Below are 17,218 nucleotides of genomic sequence, written 5' to 3' on the forward strand. Positions count from 1 at the left end.
GCCTTAGTTTTCTAGAAAATCATGGAATACACAACGCCAATTCTTAGCCGATGATACCTTTTTGCATGCTATGCTCTTCCTACATTCCGAAAAAGGCAATACTGGCGAAGAAAGGAGGAGCAGTTGAATTGCAGCTTATTTTTGGAAACGTTTACATTAAAACAAAATTGAATGGAGATGTTGACTTTGAAGAAAAAAGTTCCAATGTTAGCTGGTGTGTTAACGGTTGGTCTCGTGACTTCATTATTTGCACCTAATGGGGAGGCAAAAGCGGCAGCAAAGTATCCGGAAAGCCCTTCTATTATGGCCAATTTTAATCAACAAGGATTCTCCACATTAAATGGTGGTACAACAGGCGGTGAAGGCGGTAAAACCGTCACAGTCAAAACTGGAAATGAACTATTGGCTGCCCTCAAAAGTAAAGGAACAAACGAAAAATTAAAAATTGTTGTCGACGGGACGATTACTCCTTCTAATACATCTGCCAATAAAATCGATGTGAAAGATACAAACAATGTCTCGATCGTCGGCAAAGGCACGAAAGGTGAATTTAATGGAATCGGCATTAAAGTATGGCGTTCCAATAACATCATCATCCGCAACCTGAAAATCCATCACAGCAAAATCGGTGACAAGGATGCCATCGGAATCGAAGGCGCTTCTAAAAACGTATGGGTCGACCATAATGAACTGTACAATACATTAAACTCTGGTAAAGATGATTATGATGGATTATTTGATGTGAAAAATGACTCCGACTATATTACCTTCTCATGGAACTATGTTCATGACAGCTGGAAAACGATGCTCATGGGCAACTCTGATAACGACAACTACAACAGAAAAATAACATTCCACAACAACCGTTTTGAAAACCTGAATTCCCGTGTACCATCTATGCGCTATGGGGAAGGTCATGTGTATAACAACTACTATAAAGGTATCCATACGACAGCGATCAACTCTCGTATGGGCGCAAAAATGAGAATTGAGCACAACGTATTTGAAAATACAAAAAATGCGATCGGCAGCTGGGATAGCCGTCAAGTCGGTACATGGCATGTCATCAACAACTCATATATTAACAGCTCAGGCAGTCTGCCAACGTCTTCTACAGGTACGTACAACCCTCCTTATAACTACTCCTTGCTTAACGTGAACAATGTCAAATCAGAAGTGGTATCAAATGCTGGTGTTGGAAAAGTAAACCCTTAAAACCACAAAACGTTCGGGCAGAAATCTCTGTCCGAACGTTCTTGTCATTTCATCTATTTAAATTGTAGAAAACGGACGATCCATCTCATACAATTTTTGATAGCGTGGGTTTTCTTTCAGTAAATCCTGATGCTCCCCCTGCATCTCAATTTGTCCATCTTCAATAAACATAATGCGGTCACATGCCTCACAGCCAGTGAGATGATGGGTAATCCAAATGACCGTTTTTCCTTTTAACACACGGAAAATGGTTTCAAGCAGCTCACGCTCTGTGCGTGGATCAAGTCCGACGGTGGGCTCATCTAATACAACAACCGGAGTGTTTTGCAGCAAAATCCGTGCTAACGCCATCCGTTGTCTTTCTCCACCTGAGAAACGAATACCTGTCTCCTGAACACCGGTGTGATAACCCTCTGGCAAAGATTCGATGGTATCGTGCAGCTGCACTTGTCTCGCTGCTTCTTTTACTTGCTCTTCTGTCGCATCTGGAGAGCCTAAGCGAATATTGTTTAAAACAGTGGTATCGAATAAATACGGCTGTTGATTGAGCACTGACACATAGGTGGATACGTTCTCTCGAATGCTTTCGACCGGTTGCCCCTGGATACTGACAGCTCCTTGATTTGGCACGACAGCTCCTTCTAACAATTTCAAAATAGTCGATTTTCCTGCACCACTTTTTCCTAAGAGAGCAAGCGATTCTCCTTGCTTCAATGAAAATGACAGATGCTTTAGCACGTGTTGATGCGAATCATACCCAAAGGACACTTGATCAAAAGAAACAGCTTCACCTTGAGAAACAACCGGCTGGTCAACTGTCTTGCGCTCAGATTCTCCTTCATACGAAAGTTTTTCATAATGATGTAATCTGCTGACAGCATGCTGATAGACTGGAATATCACCTGCTGCATCTGAGAGTGGAAGAAAGGCTTCTGTTAACGGAAAAAGCACAAGCACGAAGGCTGCAATCAGGGTGTGTGACATCGATCCTGACTGAACAACTGAACCGCTCCAATACACGACAAGCACGACCGCTCCTCCAATGATAAGCTGTGCAAAAAACTGGCGCAGACGGATAAACCGGTGCTTAGCTGCTTCAAGCGCTAACAGCTGCGCTTCTTTCTGTTCATATTCATCAACAAAATCTTTCTGCCTGCCGCTAAACAACCAGTCACTCACGCCCATGACGGCATCTGTTAAATGGCTGTACAGTTCATTTCTGCCTTTTTTCATTTGAATTTGTCTCGCCCGGTTCACTAGCACGGTGACGTATGGAAAAACAAATACGAGAAGTGCCATATAAAGCAGCATCAAGCCAGCAAAAGGCCACGAGAATAGACCAAGTGCCCCAATGGATGCGGCATATAAAAGCAGCGCACCGATAGATGGAAAGATGGTTTTTAAATAGGCATCCTGCAGTCTCTCAACATCATCTGACAAGAGCCCCAGCATTTCACCTGTACCCAGCTTTGTCTGTTTCGCACTTCGTTCAGCCATGTCATATAGGCGGACACGCATTTTTTCAATCATGGTCAAAATGAGCTGGTGGCTCGCCAATCTTTCTGCATAGCGGGCAGCTGAGCGTGAAATACCAAAGGTACGGACAGCTACAATTGGGACGTAGACCATCAGTATATTCTCAGGTCTTGTGGCAGCTTTTGAAATGAGAAATCCTGACGTATACATCAGCATAGAAGCAGAGAATACTGCAATTGCCCCTAGAAATAAAACCAGCGCAAACAGCTTTTGATTCTCCTTGATATAAGGTATAAACCAGCCTTTACTTACCATGTGTGACCGCCCCCATTTGCTCCTGTACCAATTGATAATACACGCCTTTTCTTCGCATTAATGATTCATGTGTACCCATTTCCGCAATCGTTCCTTGATCCATGACAATGATCTCATCCATGTCTGGCATCCAATGAAGCCTATGTGTCGCTAAGAACACAAGTTTATCTTCGAACAGTGGAAGCATTGTTTTCTTCAATTCATACTCTGTCTCAATATCGAGATGCGCCGTTGGTTCATCTAACAGCATAATGGACCGCTTGCCCAGCACCGTTCGCGCAAGCGCAATTCTTTGTGCCTGTCCGCCGCTTAGCCCTCTTCCCTGTTCTCCAATGACCTCATCAATACCATTTGGCAGCTGCGCCACGAGCTGAGATAAGCCAGCTTCACAGACAGCTCTTTCCACATCTTCATCTGTTGCATGTGGTTCATAAAAACGAATGTTTTCTCTTAATGTCATGTGAAATAAATAAGGGTGCTGCGGCATATAGACGACTTCCTTTTGCCATTCCTTCATCTGTAAATGAACAAGCGGCTGGCCGTTTAGCGTGATTTGACCTGAGGTCGGTTCAACAAAGCCGCCGAGCACATCGGTTAACGTCGATTTCCCTGAACCACTGGCACCAATGATTCCGATTTTCTTCTTCCCTTTGACAGTGAGATCTACATCCTGAATCGAATAAGGGGCATGTTCGTCATGCTGGACACTTACATTTTGCAGGGTGAGCGCAGACTGTTCATTCCACTCGTTCAACTGCACTGATTGTGTCTCCTGCGTGCGAAAGCCCTTTTCTTCTAAAATGACCTGCATCGCTTCATTCGCTTCTTTTCCATTTAGCGTGGCATGATAATCATTTCCCACTTCACGTACTGGCAGGAAATATTCCGGTGCTAGCATGAGCGCCGTCAAAGCCGGCAATAACAGAAGCTCCCCTTCAATTAATCGCAAGCCAAGAAAGACAGCGACGGTTGCAATCGAAAGCATGGAAAAGAAATCAAGCGCAAATGATGAAAGAAATGCGACCTTCAGCGTGCTCATGGTCGCCTTTCGATATCGCTTTGACACTTCCCCGATATTGCGGGAATGTTTTTTGCTTATCCCTAAGTAACGAAGCGTTTCAAGGCCGCGGAGAGAATCAGTAAAATGATTGGATAATTTCTCATACGATTTCCATTGTTTGGCCGCTTTACGCTGAGCGACAAGACCTAGCAAAATCATAAAGATAATTAAAATCGGCAGCGTCACGATTAAAATGACGGCAGATGTCTCGTCTAATGTCCAAACATAGATGAGGACCATTGCCGGTATCACTGCCATGTTCACCATTTTGGGCAAAAATAGCTGTAAATACTGACGATATTGAGCAATTCCCTCCATCGCTAAAGTGACAAGCTTTCCTGTACCCTTTTTCTTTGTGAAAGCTGGACCTAAACGAAAGAGTTGGTCTAACAACTGTTTTCTGACGTCTGCTCCAATTCGGGAAGAGTAGGTAAACATGACCTTCTCCCGAATCAAGGTGAGACCGTGCCGCACCAGAAAGGCAGCAAGAAACAGCAGGACATAAGGCGTTGCCTGCGAAAGGCTTTTCCCGTCAAACAGCGTAGTAATGGCATGTGCCAGCCACTGTGCTTGGAAAATAATACTTGCTCCTTGGATGAGTGACACAATACCTAAGAGGGCAAGAAGCCCTCTCATTCCTTTTAATTGAAGCAAACGTTTATCCATTAGTAGGTCATTGGCTCCTTACCGCTTACACGTTTACGGAAGACGTAATAGCTCCAAATTTGATACCCAAGCACAAAGGGCAGCAAAGAAATGGCAACAATCGTCATGACCGTCAGTGAATAAGATCCAGATGCAGCGTTTTGAATGGTCAGATCAAACGTATGGTTGATTGAGCTAATCATGACGCGCGGGAACAATGCAGTGAACAGCATCGTCACTGTCACCATGATGCCCGCACCTGTGAATAGGAAAGTCCAGCCATCACGTTCTTTTTTCATAAAGAATAGAGCCGCTACGTAACAAACCACAATGAGGACAGTTAACGGAATGGTGATGATTGGGCGTACCGTATAAATGTCCGTTTCCATGATAGATACACCAACAAATAGGACCAGAACTGGCAGCGCAATAAGCAGGACACGCTTGCCAAGCTTTCTCGCACGATCTCTTAAATCACCCTCTGTACGAAGTGTGACGAAAATCAATCCGTGCAGAAGGCAAAGAACCGTCACAGCTAACCCGCCAATCACTGAATAAAGGTTCACAAAATCCGTAAAACCAGCGTACATGTTCATGTCTTGATCAATTGGCATCCCGCGTAAAATACTTGTGAATAGCACACCGAGTAGAAACGGCGGCAGCAGACTGCCAAAGAAGATGACCCAGTCCCATGCTTTGATCCAAGAAGCTTTCTCAACCTTCCCTCGGAATTCAAAGGCGACCCCGCGCCCGATGAGTGCTAAAAGGAGAACCGCAAACGGTATATAGTATCCACTGAACATCGTGGCATACCAGTTAGGGAAAGCAGCGAAAATAGCGCCCCCAGCTGTAATCAGCCAGACCTCATTCGCATCCCAGAAAGGACCAATCGTGTTAATCAAAATGCGGCGTTCGTGCGCATCCTTTCCAAGCAACTGCATGGACATCCCAACACCAAAATCAAATCCTTCTAAGAAGAAAAATCCAACAAACAATACTGCGACAAGAATAAACCAAATCTCGTTAAGATATGCCATGATATGCGCCTCCATCAAATGGATCTGTAGACAGGTCCGTTTCATACTTTTGATCTGTATCCTCTTCCGAATGTGCACCTTTTTTAATTTCTCGAATGAATAGGTAGGCAAGCAAGATGGCAAGAATCAGATAAATCGTCGTAAAGCTAATGACTGAGAATAACAGCATACCGTACGATACGTTTGGCGAAATCGATTGAGCCGTCGTCATCATCCCAAAGACCGTCCACGGCTGACGCCCAATTTCAGTCATGATCCAGCCAGCTGAGTTCGCAATAAACGGGAATGCAATCATCCCTACCATGAAGCGTAAAAACCATTTGTTCGTTTCGAGTTTCTTTCTAAAGCTCAAGTACAAGCCAATCATACTGGCAAAAATCATCAGCATGCCGGCACCAACCATGATTCTAAAGCTCCAGAAGGTTGTTTTTACTGGCGGAATGTAGTCTCCAGGACCAAACTTTGCTTCATATTCTTTTTGAAGAGTCAGCATGCCTGGCACATCTCCACTAAACTTCGAATAAGCCAAGTAACTTAAAGCAAACGGAATATTGATCTCCGCAGAGTTTTCTTTTTTATTTGTATCAATATTGGCAAATAGTGTCCAAGCCGCTGGATCTCCACTATCCTTCCAAAGGGCTTCACTTGCTGCCATCTTCATCGGCTGTGCTTTCATTAAATGCTTTGCTTGGTCATGTCCAGAGAACGCCACACCTAAGCCAGCAATTAAAGCAAGTATCATAGTAATTTGGAAAGATTTTTTAAAGAAAGCTACTTCTTGTTTTTTGATCATTTTATAGGCACTAACACCTGCAATAAAGAAAGCACCTGTTGCAAGTGCACCAAACAGAACGTGTGGGAACTCTACCCAGAGCTGCGGATTCGTGATAAGAGCCCCAAAGTCATTCATTTCTGCACGGCCATTTTTTATCACAAATCCGACTGGCTCCTGCATGAATGAGTTGGCTACTAAAATCCAAAATGCTGAGAAAATCGTACCAATGGAAACAATCCAAATACACAATAAATGAATTTTCTTAGGCAAACGATCCCAGCCGAAAATCCAAAGGCCAATAAATGTAGATTCAAGGAAAAAGGCCAATAGTGCCTCGATGGCAAGCGGTGCACCAAAGACATCACCGACAAACCTTGAATAATCTGACCAATTCATCCCAAACTGGAATTCCTGGAGAATCCCTGTCACCACACCTACTGCAAAATTGAGTAAGAATAGATGACCCCAAAACTTCGCCATCTTTTTATAAATCTCTTTTTTCTTGACGACATAAAGGGTCTGCATCAAAGCAACGATAAACACTAAACCTATTGACATAGGAACAAAAATAAAATGAAATAATGTCGTTGAAGCAAATTGAAATCTTGCTAAAAACAGCTCACTCACAGCCTTACATCCTCCCTTACTTTCACATGCCGAATGATTCGAAACATCTATGCTCACCACTTCACAAAATATTCAATATTTGTTCAATGATTCACAAATGATAGCCTGTTTGAAATGGTTTGCTCGGTGAAATTTTACTCTTGCTTTTCATTCGGTTAGTTATTTATACCTGTACTTTACACCCATACGCTTCAAAAATAAAGTAAATTTTACCTAAAAATTGGATGGTATTGTGTCAGTTATTTGAATACTTTGTCAAAGATATGTGACAGAAAGTAAAAAAACGCAAAAAAAATAGCGCTACACGTGAGCTGCAGCGCTGTGTTTCTTTTTTAGGCTTTTTTCTGTAAAGCTGGTCTAGTGACTTGCACTTCATAGTACGTAATTTTGTTTTTTAATAGTCCTTCAGGTTTCGCTTTCCCATGAGCGTGCGCATCACCAAATGCCTGAGATTTTGTCCAATTCACAAAGTCTTCTTTTCGATTCCAGCGTGTATGAATGGTCACTTCATCGTATTCGGTTGTCTGCTGTGTGACCCATACTTCCATGCCTAAAAATCCTTCCATGAATTCTACTTGTCCTTGCTTGTTAAAACGCTTGACGAGGTGGTCGGCACTGCCTTTTTCTACTCTTACCTGGTTGTTGACAATGATCATGTTTGGTTCATCTCCCTTTTGTTGTTGGATCGAAGCGATTGGAATAATAAGCGGATGCTCACCGTCTAAGTGAACTTCAGCCTGAATTCCAAAGACCTCTTTGAAAAAGCTTTCTGTTAATACTTCTTTTGGTGTCCCTATTTGATCAATCTGACCACGCTTCATCGCAATAAGGCGGTCACAATATTTTGCTGCCTGCTGCAGGTCGTGAAGAACCATTAAAATGGTGATCCCATGCGTCTTATTCAGCTGTTTGAGCAGCTCTAGTAAATCAAGCTGATGCGCAATATCTAAGTAAGTTGTCGGCTCATCCAGAATAATCGTCTCTGTCTTCTGAGCGAGCGCCATCGCAATATACGCTTTTTGCCTTTCTCCGCCAGACAATGTATGCAGCATTCTATTTTCATTGATCCGGCTATTGGTCACATTAAGCGCCCACTCAATCGCTTCTTGATCTGTCTTCGAGCTTTTTTTCCAGATCGAACGATGCGGGCTGCGTCCAAGTGCGACCAGCTCCCGTACGGTCATAGATGGAATGGCTGTTCTCGTCTGCATGAGAACGGCGATCTCCTTTGCGATCTCCTGAGCGGTCATCTCTTTTTGCGGTATATCGTGAATGTATATCGTGCCGCTTTCGATTGACGTAAGACGTGCGGCTGCTTTAATAAAAGTCGACTTCCCTGATCCATTCGGTCCAATAATTCCTGTCACGCTTCCTTTAGGAACAGCTGCTGATATAGATGACAGCTGAAAGCCTCCTTGACTGAGACTCACGTCATCCATAGCGATCACATCCAACTTAACCCCTCCCTTTCTTTTTTAATAAATAGAGGAAGAAAGGTGCACCGATGCAGGCAAGCAGGATACCCACAGGCAGTTCAACCGGTGTAAACCATACCCGTGCCGCTGTATCTGCAAAAACCACAAGCACGCCTCCGCCCAGCATCGAGATCGGCAGCAGGTACCGGTAGTCATCTCCAATTAAAAGACGGATAAAATGAGGAACGACCAGTCCGACAAATCCAATTAAGCCGCTCACACTTACTGCTGCACCAGCTAAAAGTGCCGCCAGTGCAATTAAGAAAAACCGGGTGCGCTCTACTCTGAGACCGAGCAGCTGAGCCGATTCATCGCCAAGCAAAAGAAGATTTGCCGGCTTGATGGCAAAAAAACAAAGGCACAACCCAGCGAGCGCATATGGCGACACGAAGGTTAGATGATGCCAGCTCCGTCCATTTAATCCTCCTGATAAAAAGGGCAGGACAGCCTGTACACGCTCACTATAAAGCACCATAAACCCATTCATCACCGCCCCAAGCAGGGCATTGACTGCCACTCCCGCCAAAATCAGCTTCAGCGGTGAAACCCCTTGATCAAATGAGAGCATATACACCACAAGTGCCGCTAATAAAGCGCCAAGGAAAGCAGCGGCTGGCAGCAAATACGTGAATTGTGGAAACACAATCATGCTGAGCACAGCAGCCAATCCGCCGCCAGCCGTCACACCGATGATGCCAGGGTCAGCGAGTGGATTTCGGACGACTCCTTGTAAAATCGCCCCTGATGCTGCGAGACATGCCCCAACGATGAAACCGATGAGAACGCGCGGCAGGCGTAAATCCATCACAATTTTTTCATGAACAGGCTGACCTGATCCCGTCAAAGCAGAGAGTAAGTCTTGCAGTGATAATTGAACAGAACCTAATGCAAGCCCTAGGCATGCGCCTACAACTAACGAGATGAATAGCCCGGGTATCAGCCATCTTCGCCTCGACTGTCTTTTTTGAAAATCTAATTCTGCATTCATTTTCATGATGACAATCGCTTCAATCTTTTCTCTAGCTCATCAATCGCTCTCATCACGTCTGCGCCTGGATTCGTCCCAAATAGATCACTAGGCAGAATCTCGACGTGTCCATGTTTGACGGCTGACACATCGTGCCATGCGGCATTCTGTTTCATTTCACTCATAAAGCCCGCTTTCACATCTTCAGGATTGCTGTGGGTCATAAGCAGGATAAGATCAGGATCAGCTTCAATGACCTTTTCTGCATTGATTTGAGCGTATTGAGGGAATTTCTCGAGTGCCGGTTCATTCTCGGCAATGTTCGTCCCTCCAGCGATGTGCAGTAAATCTCCGCTTAAGGATTGAGGAAGTGCCGCCATATATGTGCCAGGTGCCCCGTATACAACGAGTGTCTTCACTTTTTTCTGAGGCTGTTTGACCTGCTTTTTCCGCTGATCGATTTGCTTGTTAAGCGCTTTTGCCTTTTGCTGCTTCCCTAGCAAATCTCCGAATAACGTAATTTGGCGCTGGATGTCCTTCACTGAATTGGCACTTGTCAAAAGAAGCTGTGAACCAATTCCTTCTATTATAGAGATGTCCTTGCTGTTTAATTGTTCATTCCCAAGTACGACATCGGGCTTTAAGCTGGTGATGAGCTCTACATCAAATTGATGTGTGGTACCAATTGTTTGGACTGATGTAGCCTGTTGTAAGCTCTCTGGTAATTCGGCGGCCGGACGACCGACCACCTCACCGCCTAAGGCATATAGGATGCTCATGTCTCCAGTCGATAATGAGACAATACGCTGAGGGGAGTCTTCAATCGACAGCGTTCTGCCCGCAAAGTCCTTTATCTTCAGCGCACCTTGACCGCTCCCTTTCTCTACAGGTGCTACCTGACTGCATCCGCCGAGGAGAAGCAACAAGACAAGTCCCACGAAGATCACATGTGAAAATTTCAACCGCCTGTCTCTCCTTTTCTAGTAAACTTTCTTTAGCTTTGCCTGTACCACGAGACGCCCGTTTTTCGGTGCAAGCACATGATCACAGGTCGATAGAGTGAGAATGAGGTCATCAGTGGACACGTCTGTCTTCGTTTGGTAGATTGATTTTTTTCGCACAGCTTGCAAGTAGTGCGCATATTCGCCAAGATCTTGAAAATCGGTTTGAATATAATCGAAGTCCACCGTTGTTTCATACACGGCAAAAATCTCCGCTTCATAGCTTTGATACAGCGTATCGTACTGAAATGTCCGATGCTCATCGAAGAAATCCTTTTTTAAATAGTTTGTGAGTCCAGCGAACATGGACCCATCTCTCATCCGATGCCCGTACACCACAGTATTCGGACTTTCATGCAAGACATCATTGCGATAATCCATAAAAATACTGCCTGCCCGGGTGCCATTTTTTAAGTAATTACGGGTTAAGTAGAACGCATTATCGCTAGATTGGACGATTGGGTATTGGATCATCGTGTCCTTCATATTGATCCAGCCGACAATGTCGTCGTTTACCTTCCGCAGTTCATCAAATGACGTACGAATGGTTCCCGGCTCCCGGTTTTCATTCATTCCTTTCTCATGACCATACATCGTCTGAGCCTTTGCCAGCACCTGACGATTTTGATAATAGCCGAACAGCTCTAAGCCAATGGCCGATCCGCTATAAATGAATACACCTAAACAGACGATCGTCAGCATCCGCTGCCAGACCCGTTTTCCTCTTTTCACACTGTCTCACCTGCTTTTTGCACAGCTTATATACCAACAGGCACGATGTACATCCCTGTTTCTGCATCCTGTGTAATCGTGACGGACACATGATAAATGTGCCGCACCATCTCTTCAGTTAACACATCGTTTGGCTGTCCTTCACTAATGATCTGTCCATCCTTCATCGCAATGATGACATCGCTGTATCGAACAGCCTGATTCATATCGTGCAGCACCATGACAATCGTTAACCCATGCACAACATTAAGCTCTCGAATCAGCTCAAGAATGTCAAATTGATAATAGATATCCAAATAGGTTGTCGGTTCATCTAAGAAAAGGATCGGCGTTTTTTGCGCAAGTGCCATCGCAATCCATACTCGCTGCCGCTCACCGCCTGACAGTGAGGCGAGCGGCACCTTTCGTTTTTCCGTTAGCTTTGTACTGGAAAGCGCCCACTCTATCGCTCTCTCATCCTCTTCCTTGTCTCCTCCGCGCATCGTCTGGTACGGCGTTCTGCCGAATGCCACGATCCTCTCGATCGTTAAATCAAGCGGCGCTTCATTTTGCTGATGGACGACAGCCAGCTTTTTTGCCAGCTCCTTTGGCTTAAACGCATTCAGTGCTTGGCCGTCTAAGTGAATTTGCCCTTTGTTTGGAGCATGGTTATGCGCCATCAATGAAAGCAGTGTGGATTTCCCTGAGCCATTCGGACCGATAATGGTTGTGATTTTCCCCTTTTCAATGTGTGTTGTGACCGATTGAACGATGTCCTTCTGCTGGTCATATGAGAATGACACCTCACGAATGTCCATGGAGACGATCCCCCCTTCTTAGTAAAAAGATCAGAAATGGCCCGCCAATCACGGCCATGATCGTAGAAGCAGGAATTTCATTTGGCGCGACAAGCGTCCTGCCGAGCGTATCAGCCGTCAGAATCAGCAAAGCCCCGCTTAACGCAGAAAATGGAATGAGTACCCGGTGATCCGAGCCGACAAGTCTTCTTGAAATGTGTGGGATAAGCAAACCGACAAAGGCGATCACGCCTGCTACCGCTGCTGTCACCGCCGCAAGCAATACAGCTGTGATGGAAATCAAAAGGCGCATTCTGGTCACACGCAATCCTAAATTTTTCGCTGTCTTGTCCTGAAGAGCCAAGAGGTTACACCATCTGCTGAAGAAAAGGGCTACGACAAGGCCGACGACGCCATAGACTCCGATTAAACGGACATCTCCCCACGTTTTCATCGTAAGATTCGACTGTCCTGACTGATTGATCGTGATATTGAAATAGCTGCAAATGGTCACGAACGCTTCTGCCATTCCAGTAAACATGGCATTGATGGCGATCCCAACCAAAATCATACGGATGGGGCTTAATCCACCCTTCCAAGACAGAACATACACGAGGAAACACGCAATGGCTCCACCTAACACCGAAAATAAAGGAGAGTAGAAATAAAATTGAGGAAGTGCTGTTATTGCCATTAAAGAAAAGAAGCTGGCTCCTGATGAAATCCCAATGACGCCGGCATCAGCTAATGGATTCCTCATGACCGACTGCAGCAGTACACCGGAGACAGATAAGGCTGCCCCTGTAAACATTGCAATGAGCATGCGAGGAATTCTGAGATCTTTAATGATTTCTACCTGTGCATGTTGACCGGTGATGAGCCCTTCCAATAATTCAATCGGGGTGACATGAATGCTCCCAGTAATGGCGGAATAAATAAACACGCACACTAGTAAGACACTGACTGTCAGAAATAAAATCCCTGTTTTTTTCATCTTAAACGTCCTTTTATCATTCAGATTCACCGCTTATGACGGGTACAGCATACGCGTTAGTTCATCTAATGCTTCTGCTGCCTTTAAATTGCCCGTTGTCCCGAATAAGCTTTCTTCGAGGTCATACACCCGGTCTTGCTTGACTGCATGAAAATGCTTCCAAATGTCATTTGTTTTAAATTCTTGATCAAACATACGGACGACTTCATCTGGCATCCCATGTGCGGCCCGGAGGATGATATCTGGATTGGCTTTTTGTAAATACTCCGTATTGGAAGCCAAATACTCCATTTTCTCACATTTGACAATGTTCTTTCCACCTGCGATACGCACAAGATCACCAATATATGAATGCTCTGTCGCCACCAAATAACTGCCTGGTACACCAAGCAAAATCAGAACGGATGGCTTTCGTTTTCCCTTCGTCTTCTCTTGTATGTCTTTCTTTTTTTGCTCAAAGTCAGACACAATGCGCTCGGCTTGTTTCTTTCTGTCATACTGATCTCCGAGCTTCTTAATCGCCTTCTCCATGTTAGCCATGCTCTCGAGATTTAAGTATGTGGCAGGGACACCTGCTTGTTGAAAGGGTGTCTCTAAATCATATTGAAGGGTCGTGACAGACAGGACACCTGTCGGTTGAAGTGATTGGATGATTTCCATGTCCGGGCTCATTGGGTTGCCGACTTCTGGCAGTCCTTTGTAACGAGCTGGCAAGGATTTTTGACTTGTTGGCACCCCGACAAGATCCACCTCTAAAGCATCCATGATCTCCACAGCAGCTACAGTCGTTGCCACAATGCGCGCACTTGATTCCGCGCTTTTCTTGCCTTTCGCTGAGCTTTCAGCCGACTGTGAGCACCCTGACAAGATCACGCACACACTTAAAGCAGCGATCAGGGAACGTAACATTCGATGCTTCAAAAACAGAAGCCTCCTTTCGAAAAAAGAGAGTGGATGCGCCGAGTTGAATGGCGCATCTCACTTAAAATAAACAATCTATCTTGCCTTAGTTTGATACTTTCTCACGAGCACGAATAACGACCCGCCGAATAAAAGAATATACATCCAGAGAAGAGAGGTATCTCCTGTTTTCGGATTCAGCTGTCCAGTCTCAGACTTGGTTTGGTCATCTGATGGCGTAAATGTCATCTGCTCTGCGCCTGTTTCCTCTGGCGCTAAATTCTCAAGTTGATTTGGTTGAGAATCGCGATCATTTGGATTTTTGACAAAGCCGATACTCTCATCGTCTCCAATAACCGTCGCAATTCCGCTTCCTTCACCAAGTGCGATGCCTTTTGTGTCATAAACAAGTTTGACATCGTACTGCTCATGGTAATTCGCAGCTGGAATGTCAATTTTCACGCGTGCTGCCTGAGCCGTGCTTAAGCTTTTGGCTTCGTATTGAATCACTCGTGTATCTGATTTTTGATCTGTTTTTGCAACAAGCGTCTCCTCAAACTTGCCACCTGTTCCTACTTGGAAGGACGTGATGGCTGAGCTATTCTTCACTGTATATGAAACGAAATGGCGGCCATTTTTCACAACCAATGTCGCAGGGCTCACGACGTAATCGTTCATACGAGAAAGCTCATCCTTGTCTGCTTTCTTCATTGAGAAAGGAAGCTTGTATACACCATCTTTAAGCTGAGCCGTCTCTTGAGCAACTCCGCCGTTATTTGTTTCTGGTGATGGTGTATTTGGTTTTGGTGTTTCTGGAGTGGCTGGTGTTTCTTCCTCTACCTGACCGTCCTTAAGTGGAGAGATACTCTTTGAATCAAATTGAAAACGAATATCGTAGGTTTGGTCATAGTGAGCAGCTGCCACCACAATGTGTACTTTTCCTTTGACAGCTTTTTTCAAATCAGCTACATCAAATGAGACGATTCTTGTGTTCTTTGCTTGATCTGTGCTGACGGTTTTCACTTCTTGATAAGAGCCGTTTTTCTCTGTTTTCAAAGAAGCAACCGACGTATTGTCCTTCACCGTAAAGGAAATGGTTTGCTTTCCGTTTTTGACGGTTAAGGATGCAGGATGTGAGAAGTATTGGTTCATCCGAGATGCCTCGTCCTCATCCCCTTTTAGCACACTGTAATTGACACGATACACACCATCTTTTAATTGATTTTGCGCAGAATCATCTGGCTTTGTACCATTTTGATCATCTGGTTTTGTTTCGCTATCATCTGGCTTTGTACCGTTTTGATCATCTGGCTTTGTTTCGTTATCGTCTGGCTTTGTGCCATTTTGGTCATCCGGCTTTGTTTCGTTATCGTCTGGCTTTGTGCCATTTTGGTCATCTGGTTTTGTTTCGTTATCGTCTGGCTTTGCAGGTGTAACGAGCGTTAGGCTGCTTTGATCGAATGCAAGCTGTACGTCATATGCTTCGTCATAAATAAGGCCGCCTAAATCCCAGTAAATTTTCACCCAGCCGTTTAATTTGGCTGATAAGTCGGCAACATCAAACTTGATCACACGTGTATTGGCAGTTTCATCCTCACTGACGGTTTCAGTGGTGACAAGAGCGCCATTTTGTTCGACCTTGAAATCTGTAATCTCTTTGCTTTGCTTCAGTGTGACATAGGCAGTCGTCTTGCCATTTTCCACAATCAGCTTAGCTGGCTTTTCTGTATACGTATCCATCATGGACGCTTCTGTGCTGCCATTTTTTAAAACAGTGAATCCGACCGTGTATTCACCATCAACAAATGATGCAGCTTGAGCCGTTCCTTGAGGAATCTGAAATGCAGTCAATAAACTGAATAAAACGAGCAGAATGGCTGCCTTTAGATGAAAAAGACGTTTCAAATGGTGACACTTCCTTCCTTAATGCTTGATGATCCACTTTCTTGCTAAAAATCCGCCTGAGCATAGAGCAAGCACAAGGAGCCACCCTGCCTGGTTTGTATCACCAGTTTGAGGATTCTCTTCTTGTTTCGTATGAGTGGATGAATCAGATTTTTTGGTTGATTCCTTTGATGATTGATGATTTTCTGCAGCACCCGCTGTTTCGTTTGAGCTGTTAGAAGAAAGTGACTTGATACTGCTCTCATCAAATTTCAGCTGAATGGTATAATCATGATCATAATCAGCAGATTTTACAGTGACATGAATTTTTGACTTGATTGGTTTAGACAAGCTCTGAGCTTGGAACTGAACAATCCTTGTGTTGGCTTTTTTATTGGTTGAGAGAACCGTTGTATCGACATAGCTGCCATTTTCGGGGACTTTAAATTCCGTCACCCAGCTGCTATTTTTAATAGTCATTTGTACTGTCAGCTTCCCATTTTTTGTAATCACTTTTGCTGGCTTCAGCCAGTAATCATTTGCCATGGAGACCGCATTTCCTTCAGCCTTCAGCACAGTATAGTTGACGGAGTATGTACCATCCTTTAACGTGGCAGCCTGTGCGTTTGAAAAAGGCAGCATGAGTGCCAATAATAAAGCGGTCATGAAGACTGATAGCCTCATCATTTTTTTCATCAAGCGAATTTCCTCCCTTTTTATTGAACAGATGCTGCATCAAACTTGAGACGTACGTCATAATTGCCTGTATATCCGATGACCGGTACAGTCACGCTCACTTTTGCTGGTACGACTTCTGTCAGGCTGTTCACGTTGAATTCTACTGTTCTCTTATTCACAGCTGTGTTTGTATTAATCACCTTCGCATCTTTGTAGACACCTTGATCAAGTGTTTTAAAGCTTGTGATCCAAGAGCTATTCGTTAACGTGACTTGTGCTTTGATTTTTCCTTCCTTCACGACAAGCTTGGCTGGTTTTTCAAAATACGTATTCGCTGTTGAAGTCGAATCGCTATCTGCCTTCCATACCACATATTGTACTGAATGTTGACCATCTGCTAAGCCTGCTGCTGAGGCTGAGCTAATCGGGGCTAGAGCAAATAATAGAACAAAGCTAAAGAACAATAATACGTGTGATGTTGAACGAATGGCTTTCATGTGAACCCTCCTAAATGATATTGATAATTATTCTCAATGAACAATAAAAAAAATAACCTTTATAAGCGCTTGATCACACTTATAGATGATTATGATAATCATTATCAATTGAGTTGAAAAAATAAATCTTTGCTTCCTAAAAGCCAAAGATGTCTGTTTCTAAA

15 protein-coding genes are annotated in these 17,218 nt (G+C 44.3%); 1 reads left to right on the top strand and 14 read right to left on the bottom strand.

The window, feature by feature from the left end; translation table 11 throughout:
• Nucleotides 1-177 precede the first annotated feature (177 nt).
• Entirely contained in the window at nucleotides 178-1,215 is a 1,038-nt protein-coding gene (locus MHI11_RS19585) for a pectate lyase family protein (RefSeq protein WP_340962357.1), read from the top strand.
• Nucleotides 1,216-1,272: 57 nt separating this feature from the next.
• On the opposite strand, the gene cydC is transcribed toward MHI11_RS19585, so the two are convergent.
• From cydC to MHI11_RS19655, 14 genes are all read right to left on the bottom strand, one after another.
• Entirely contained in the window at nucleotides 1,273-3,006 is a 1,734-nt protein-coding gene (gene cydC, locus MHI11_RS19590; protein ID WP_065099261.1) for a thiol reductant ABC exporter subunit CydC, read from the bottom strand.
• Nucleotides 2,996-4,732, bottom strand: a complete 1,737-nt coding sequence (cydD, locus tag MHI11_RS19595; RefSeq protein WP_126740979.1) for a thiol reductant ABC exporter subunit CydD — start codon at nucleotides 4,730-4,732, stop codon at nucleotides 2,996-2,998. The genes cydC and cydD overlap by 11 nt, the downstream gene beginning before the upstream one ends.
• Entirely contained in the window at nucleotides 4,732-5,748 is a 1,017-nt protein-coding gene (gene cydB / locus MHI11_RS19600) for a cytochrome d ubiquinol oxidase subunit II (protein WP_044140290.1), read from the bottom strand. The genes cydD and cydB overlap by 1 nt, the downstream gene beginning before the upstream one ends.
• A complete protein-coding gene (locus MHI11_RS19605; RefSeq protein WP_340962114.1) occupies nucleotides 5,735-7,150 on the bottom strand; it encodes a cytochrome ubiquinol oxidase subunit I in 1,416 nt (471 codons plus the stop codon). Before MHI11_RS19605 ends, cydB begins: the two co-directional genes overlap by 14 nt.
• Nucleotides 7,151-7,482: 332 nt before the next feature.
• Nucleotides 7,483-8,604: a heme oxygenase gene (gene isdG / locus MHI11_RS19610; protein ID WP_044140292.1), complete on the bottom strand. Its 1,122-nt coding sequence runs from the start codon at nucleotides 8,602-8,604 to the stop codon at nucleotides 7,483-7,485.
• Between the two features lies 1 nt (nucleotide 8,605).
• Nucleotides 8,606-9,619 carry a FecCD family ABC transporter permease gene (locus MHI11_RS19615; RefSeq protein ID WP_044140293.1) on the bottom strand — a complete coding sequence of 338 codons (1,014 nt, stop codon included), beginning with the start codon at nucleotides 9,617-9,619 and terminating at the stop codon, nucleotides 8,606-8,608.
• The gene (locus tag MHI11_RS19620; RefSeq protein ID WP_340962115.1) at nucleotides 9,616-10,554 is read right to left on the bottom strand and encodes an ABC transporter substrate-binding protein; all 939 of its coding nucleotides are present in this window, start codon (nucleotides 10,552-10,554) and stop codon (nucleotides 9,616-9,618) included. Before MHI11_RS19620 ends, MHI11_RS19615 begins: the two co-directional genes overlap by 4 nt.
• Nucleotides 10,555-10,572: 18 nt before the next feature.
• On the bottom strand, nucleotides 10,573-11,325 hold the full coding sequence (gene srtB / locus MHI11_RS19625) for a class B sortase (RefSeq protein ID WP_044140295.1): 753 nt from the start codon (nucleotides 11,323-11,325) through the stop codon (nucleotides 10,573-10,575).
• Nucleotides 11,326-11,351: 26 nt separating this feature from the next.
• Nucleotides 11,352-12,122 (bottom strand): ABC transporter ATP-binding protein, encoded by a 771-nt coding sequence (locus MHI11_RS19630; protein WP_340962116.1) that lies wholly within the window; start codon nucleotides 12,120-12,122, stop codon nucleotides 11,352-11,354.
• Entirely contained in the window at nucleotides 12,109-13,095 is a 987-nt protein-coding gene (locus tag MHI11_RS19635) for a FecCD family ABC transporter permease (protein ID WP_044140297.1), read from the bottom strand. Before MHI11_RS19635 ends, MHI11_RS19630 begins: the two co-directional genes overlap by 14 nt.
• Nucleotides 13,096-13,128: 33 nt before the next feature.
• A complete protein-coding gene (isdE, locus tag MHI11_RS19640) occupies nucleotides 13,129-14,016 on the bottom strand; it encodes a heme ABC transporter substrate-binding protein IsdE (RefSeq protein ID WP_340962117.1) in 888 nt (295 codons plus the stop codon).
• A gap of 75 nt (nucleotides 14,017-14,091) precedes the next feature.
• Nucleotides 14,092-15,900 carry an NEAT domain-containing protein gene (locus MHI11_RS19645; RefSeq protein ID WP_340962118.1) on the bottom strand — a complete coding sequence of 603 codons (1,809 nt, stop codon included), beginning with the start codon at nucleotides 15,898-15,900 and terminating at the stop codon, nucleotides 14,092-14,094.
• A gap of 18 nt (nucleotides 15,901-15,918) precedes the next feature.
• Nucleotides 15,919-16,575 (bottom strand): heme uptake protein IsdC, encoded by a 657-nt coding sequence (isdC, locus tag MHI11_RS19650; protein WP_340962120.1) that lies wholly within the window; start codon nucleotides 16,573-16,575, stop codon nucleotides 15,919-15,921.
• Nucleotides 16,576-16,595: 20 nt separating this feature from the next.
• Nucleotides 16,596-17,054 (bottom strand): NEAT domain-containing protein, encoded by a 459-nt coding sequence (locus MHI11_RS19655; RefSeq protein ID WP_340962121.1) that lies wholly within the window; start codon nucleotides 17,052-17,054, stop codon nucleotides 16,596-16,598.
• Nucleotides 17,055-17,218 lie beyond the last annotated feature (164 nt).

The sequence above is a fragment of the Bacillus sp. FSL K6-3312 genome, from assembly GCF_038007485.1.
GTDB classification, from domain to species: domain Bacteria; phylum Bacillota; class Bacilli; order Bacillales; family Bacillaceae; genus Bacillus; species Bacillus pumilus.

Bases quoted from the DNA above. Each gene is read 5' to 3' on its own strand.
- MHI11_RS19585 (WP_340962357.1), top strand. From the start codon at position 178: ATGTTGACTTTGAAGAAAAAAGTTCCAATGTTAGCTGGTGTGTTAACG.
- isdC (WP_340962120.1), bottom strand. From the start codon at position 16,575: ATGAAAAAAATGATGAGGCTATCAGTCTTCATGACCGCTTTATTATTG.
- cydC (WP_065099261.1), bottom strand. From the start codon at position 3,006: ATGGTAAGTAAAGGCTGGTTTATACCTTATATCAAGGAGAATCAAAAG.
- cydD (WP_126740979.1), bottom strand. From the start codon at position 4,732: ATGGATAAACGTTTGCTTCAATTAAAAGGAATGAGAGGGCTTCTTGCC.
- cydB (WP_044140290.1), bottom strand. From the start codon at position 5,748: ATGGCATATCTTAACGAGATTTGGTTTATTCTTGTCGCAGTATTGTTT.
- MHI11_RS19615 (WP_044140293.1), bottom strand. From the start codon at position 9,619: ATGAAAATGAATGCAGAATTAGATTTTCAAAAAAGACAGTCGAGGCGA.
- MHI11_RS19635 (WP_044140297.1), bottom strand. From the start codon at position 13,095: ATGAAAAAAACAGGGATTTTATTTCTGACAGTCAGTGTCTTACTAGTG.
- MHI11_RS19655 (WP_340962121.1), bottom strand. From the start codon at position 17,054: ATGAAAGCCATTCGTTCAACATCACACGTATTATTGTTCTTTAGCTTT.
- MHI11_RS19630 (WP_340962116.1), bottom strand. From the start codon at position 12,122: ATGGACATTCGTGAGGTGTCATTCTCATATGACCAGCAGAAGGACATC.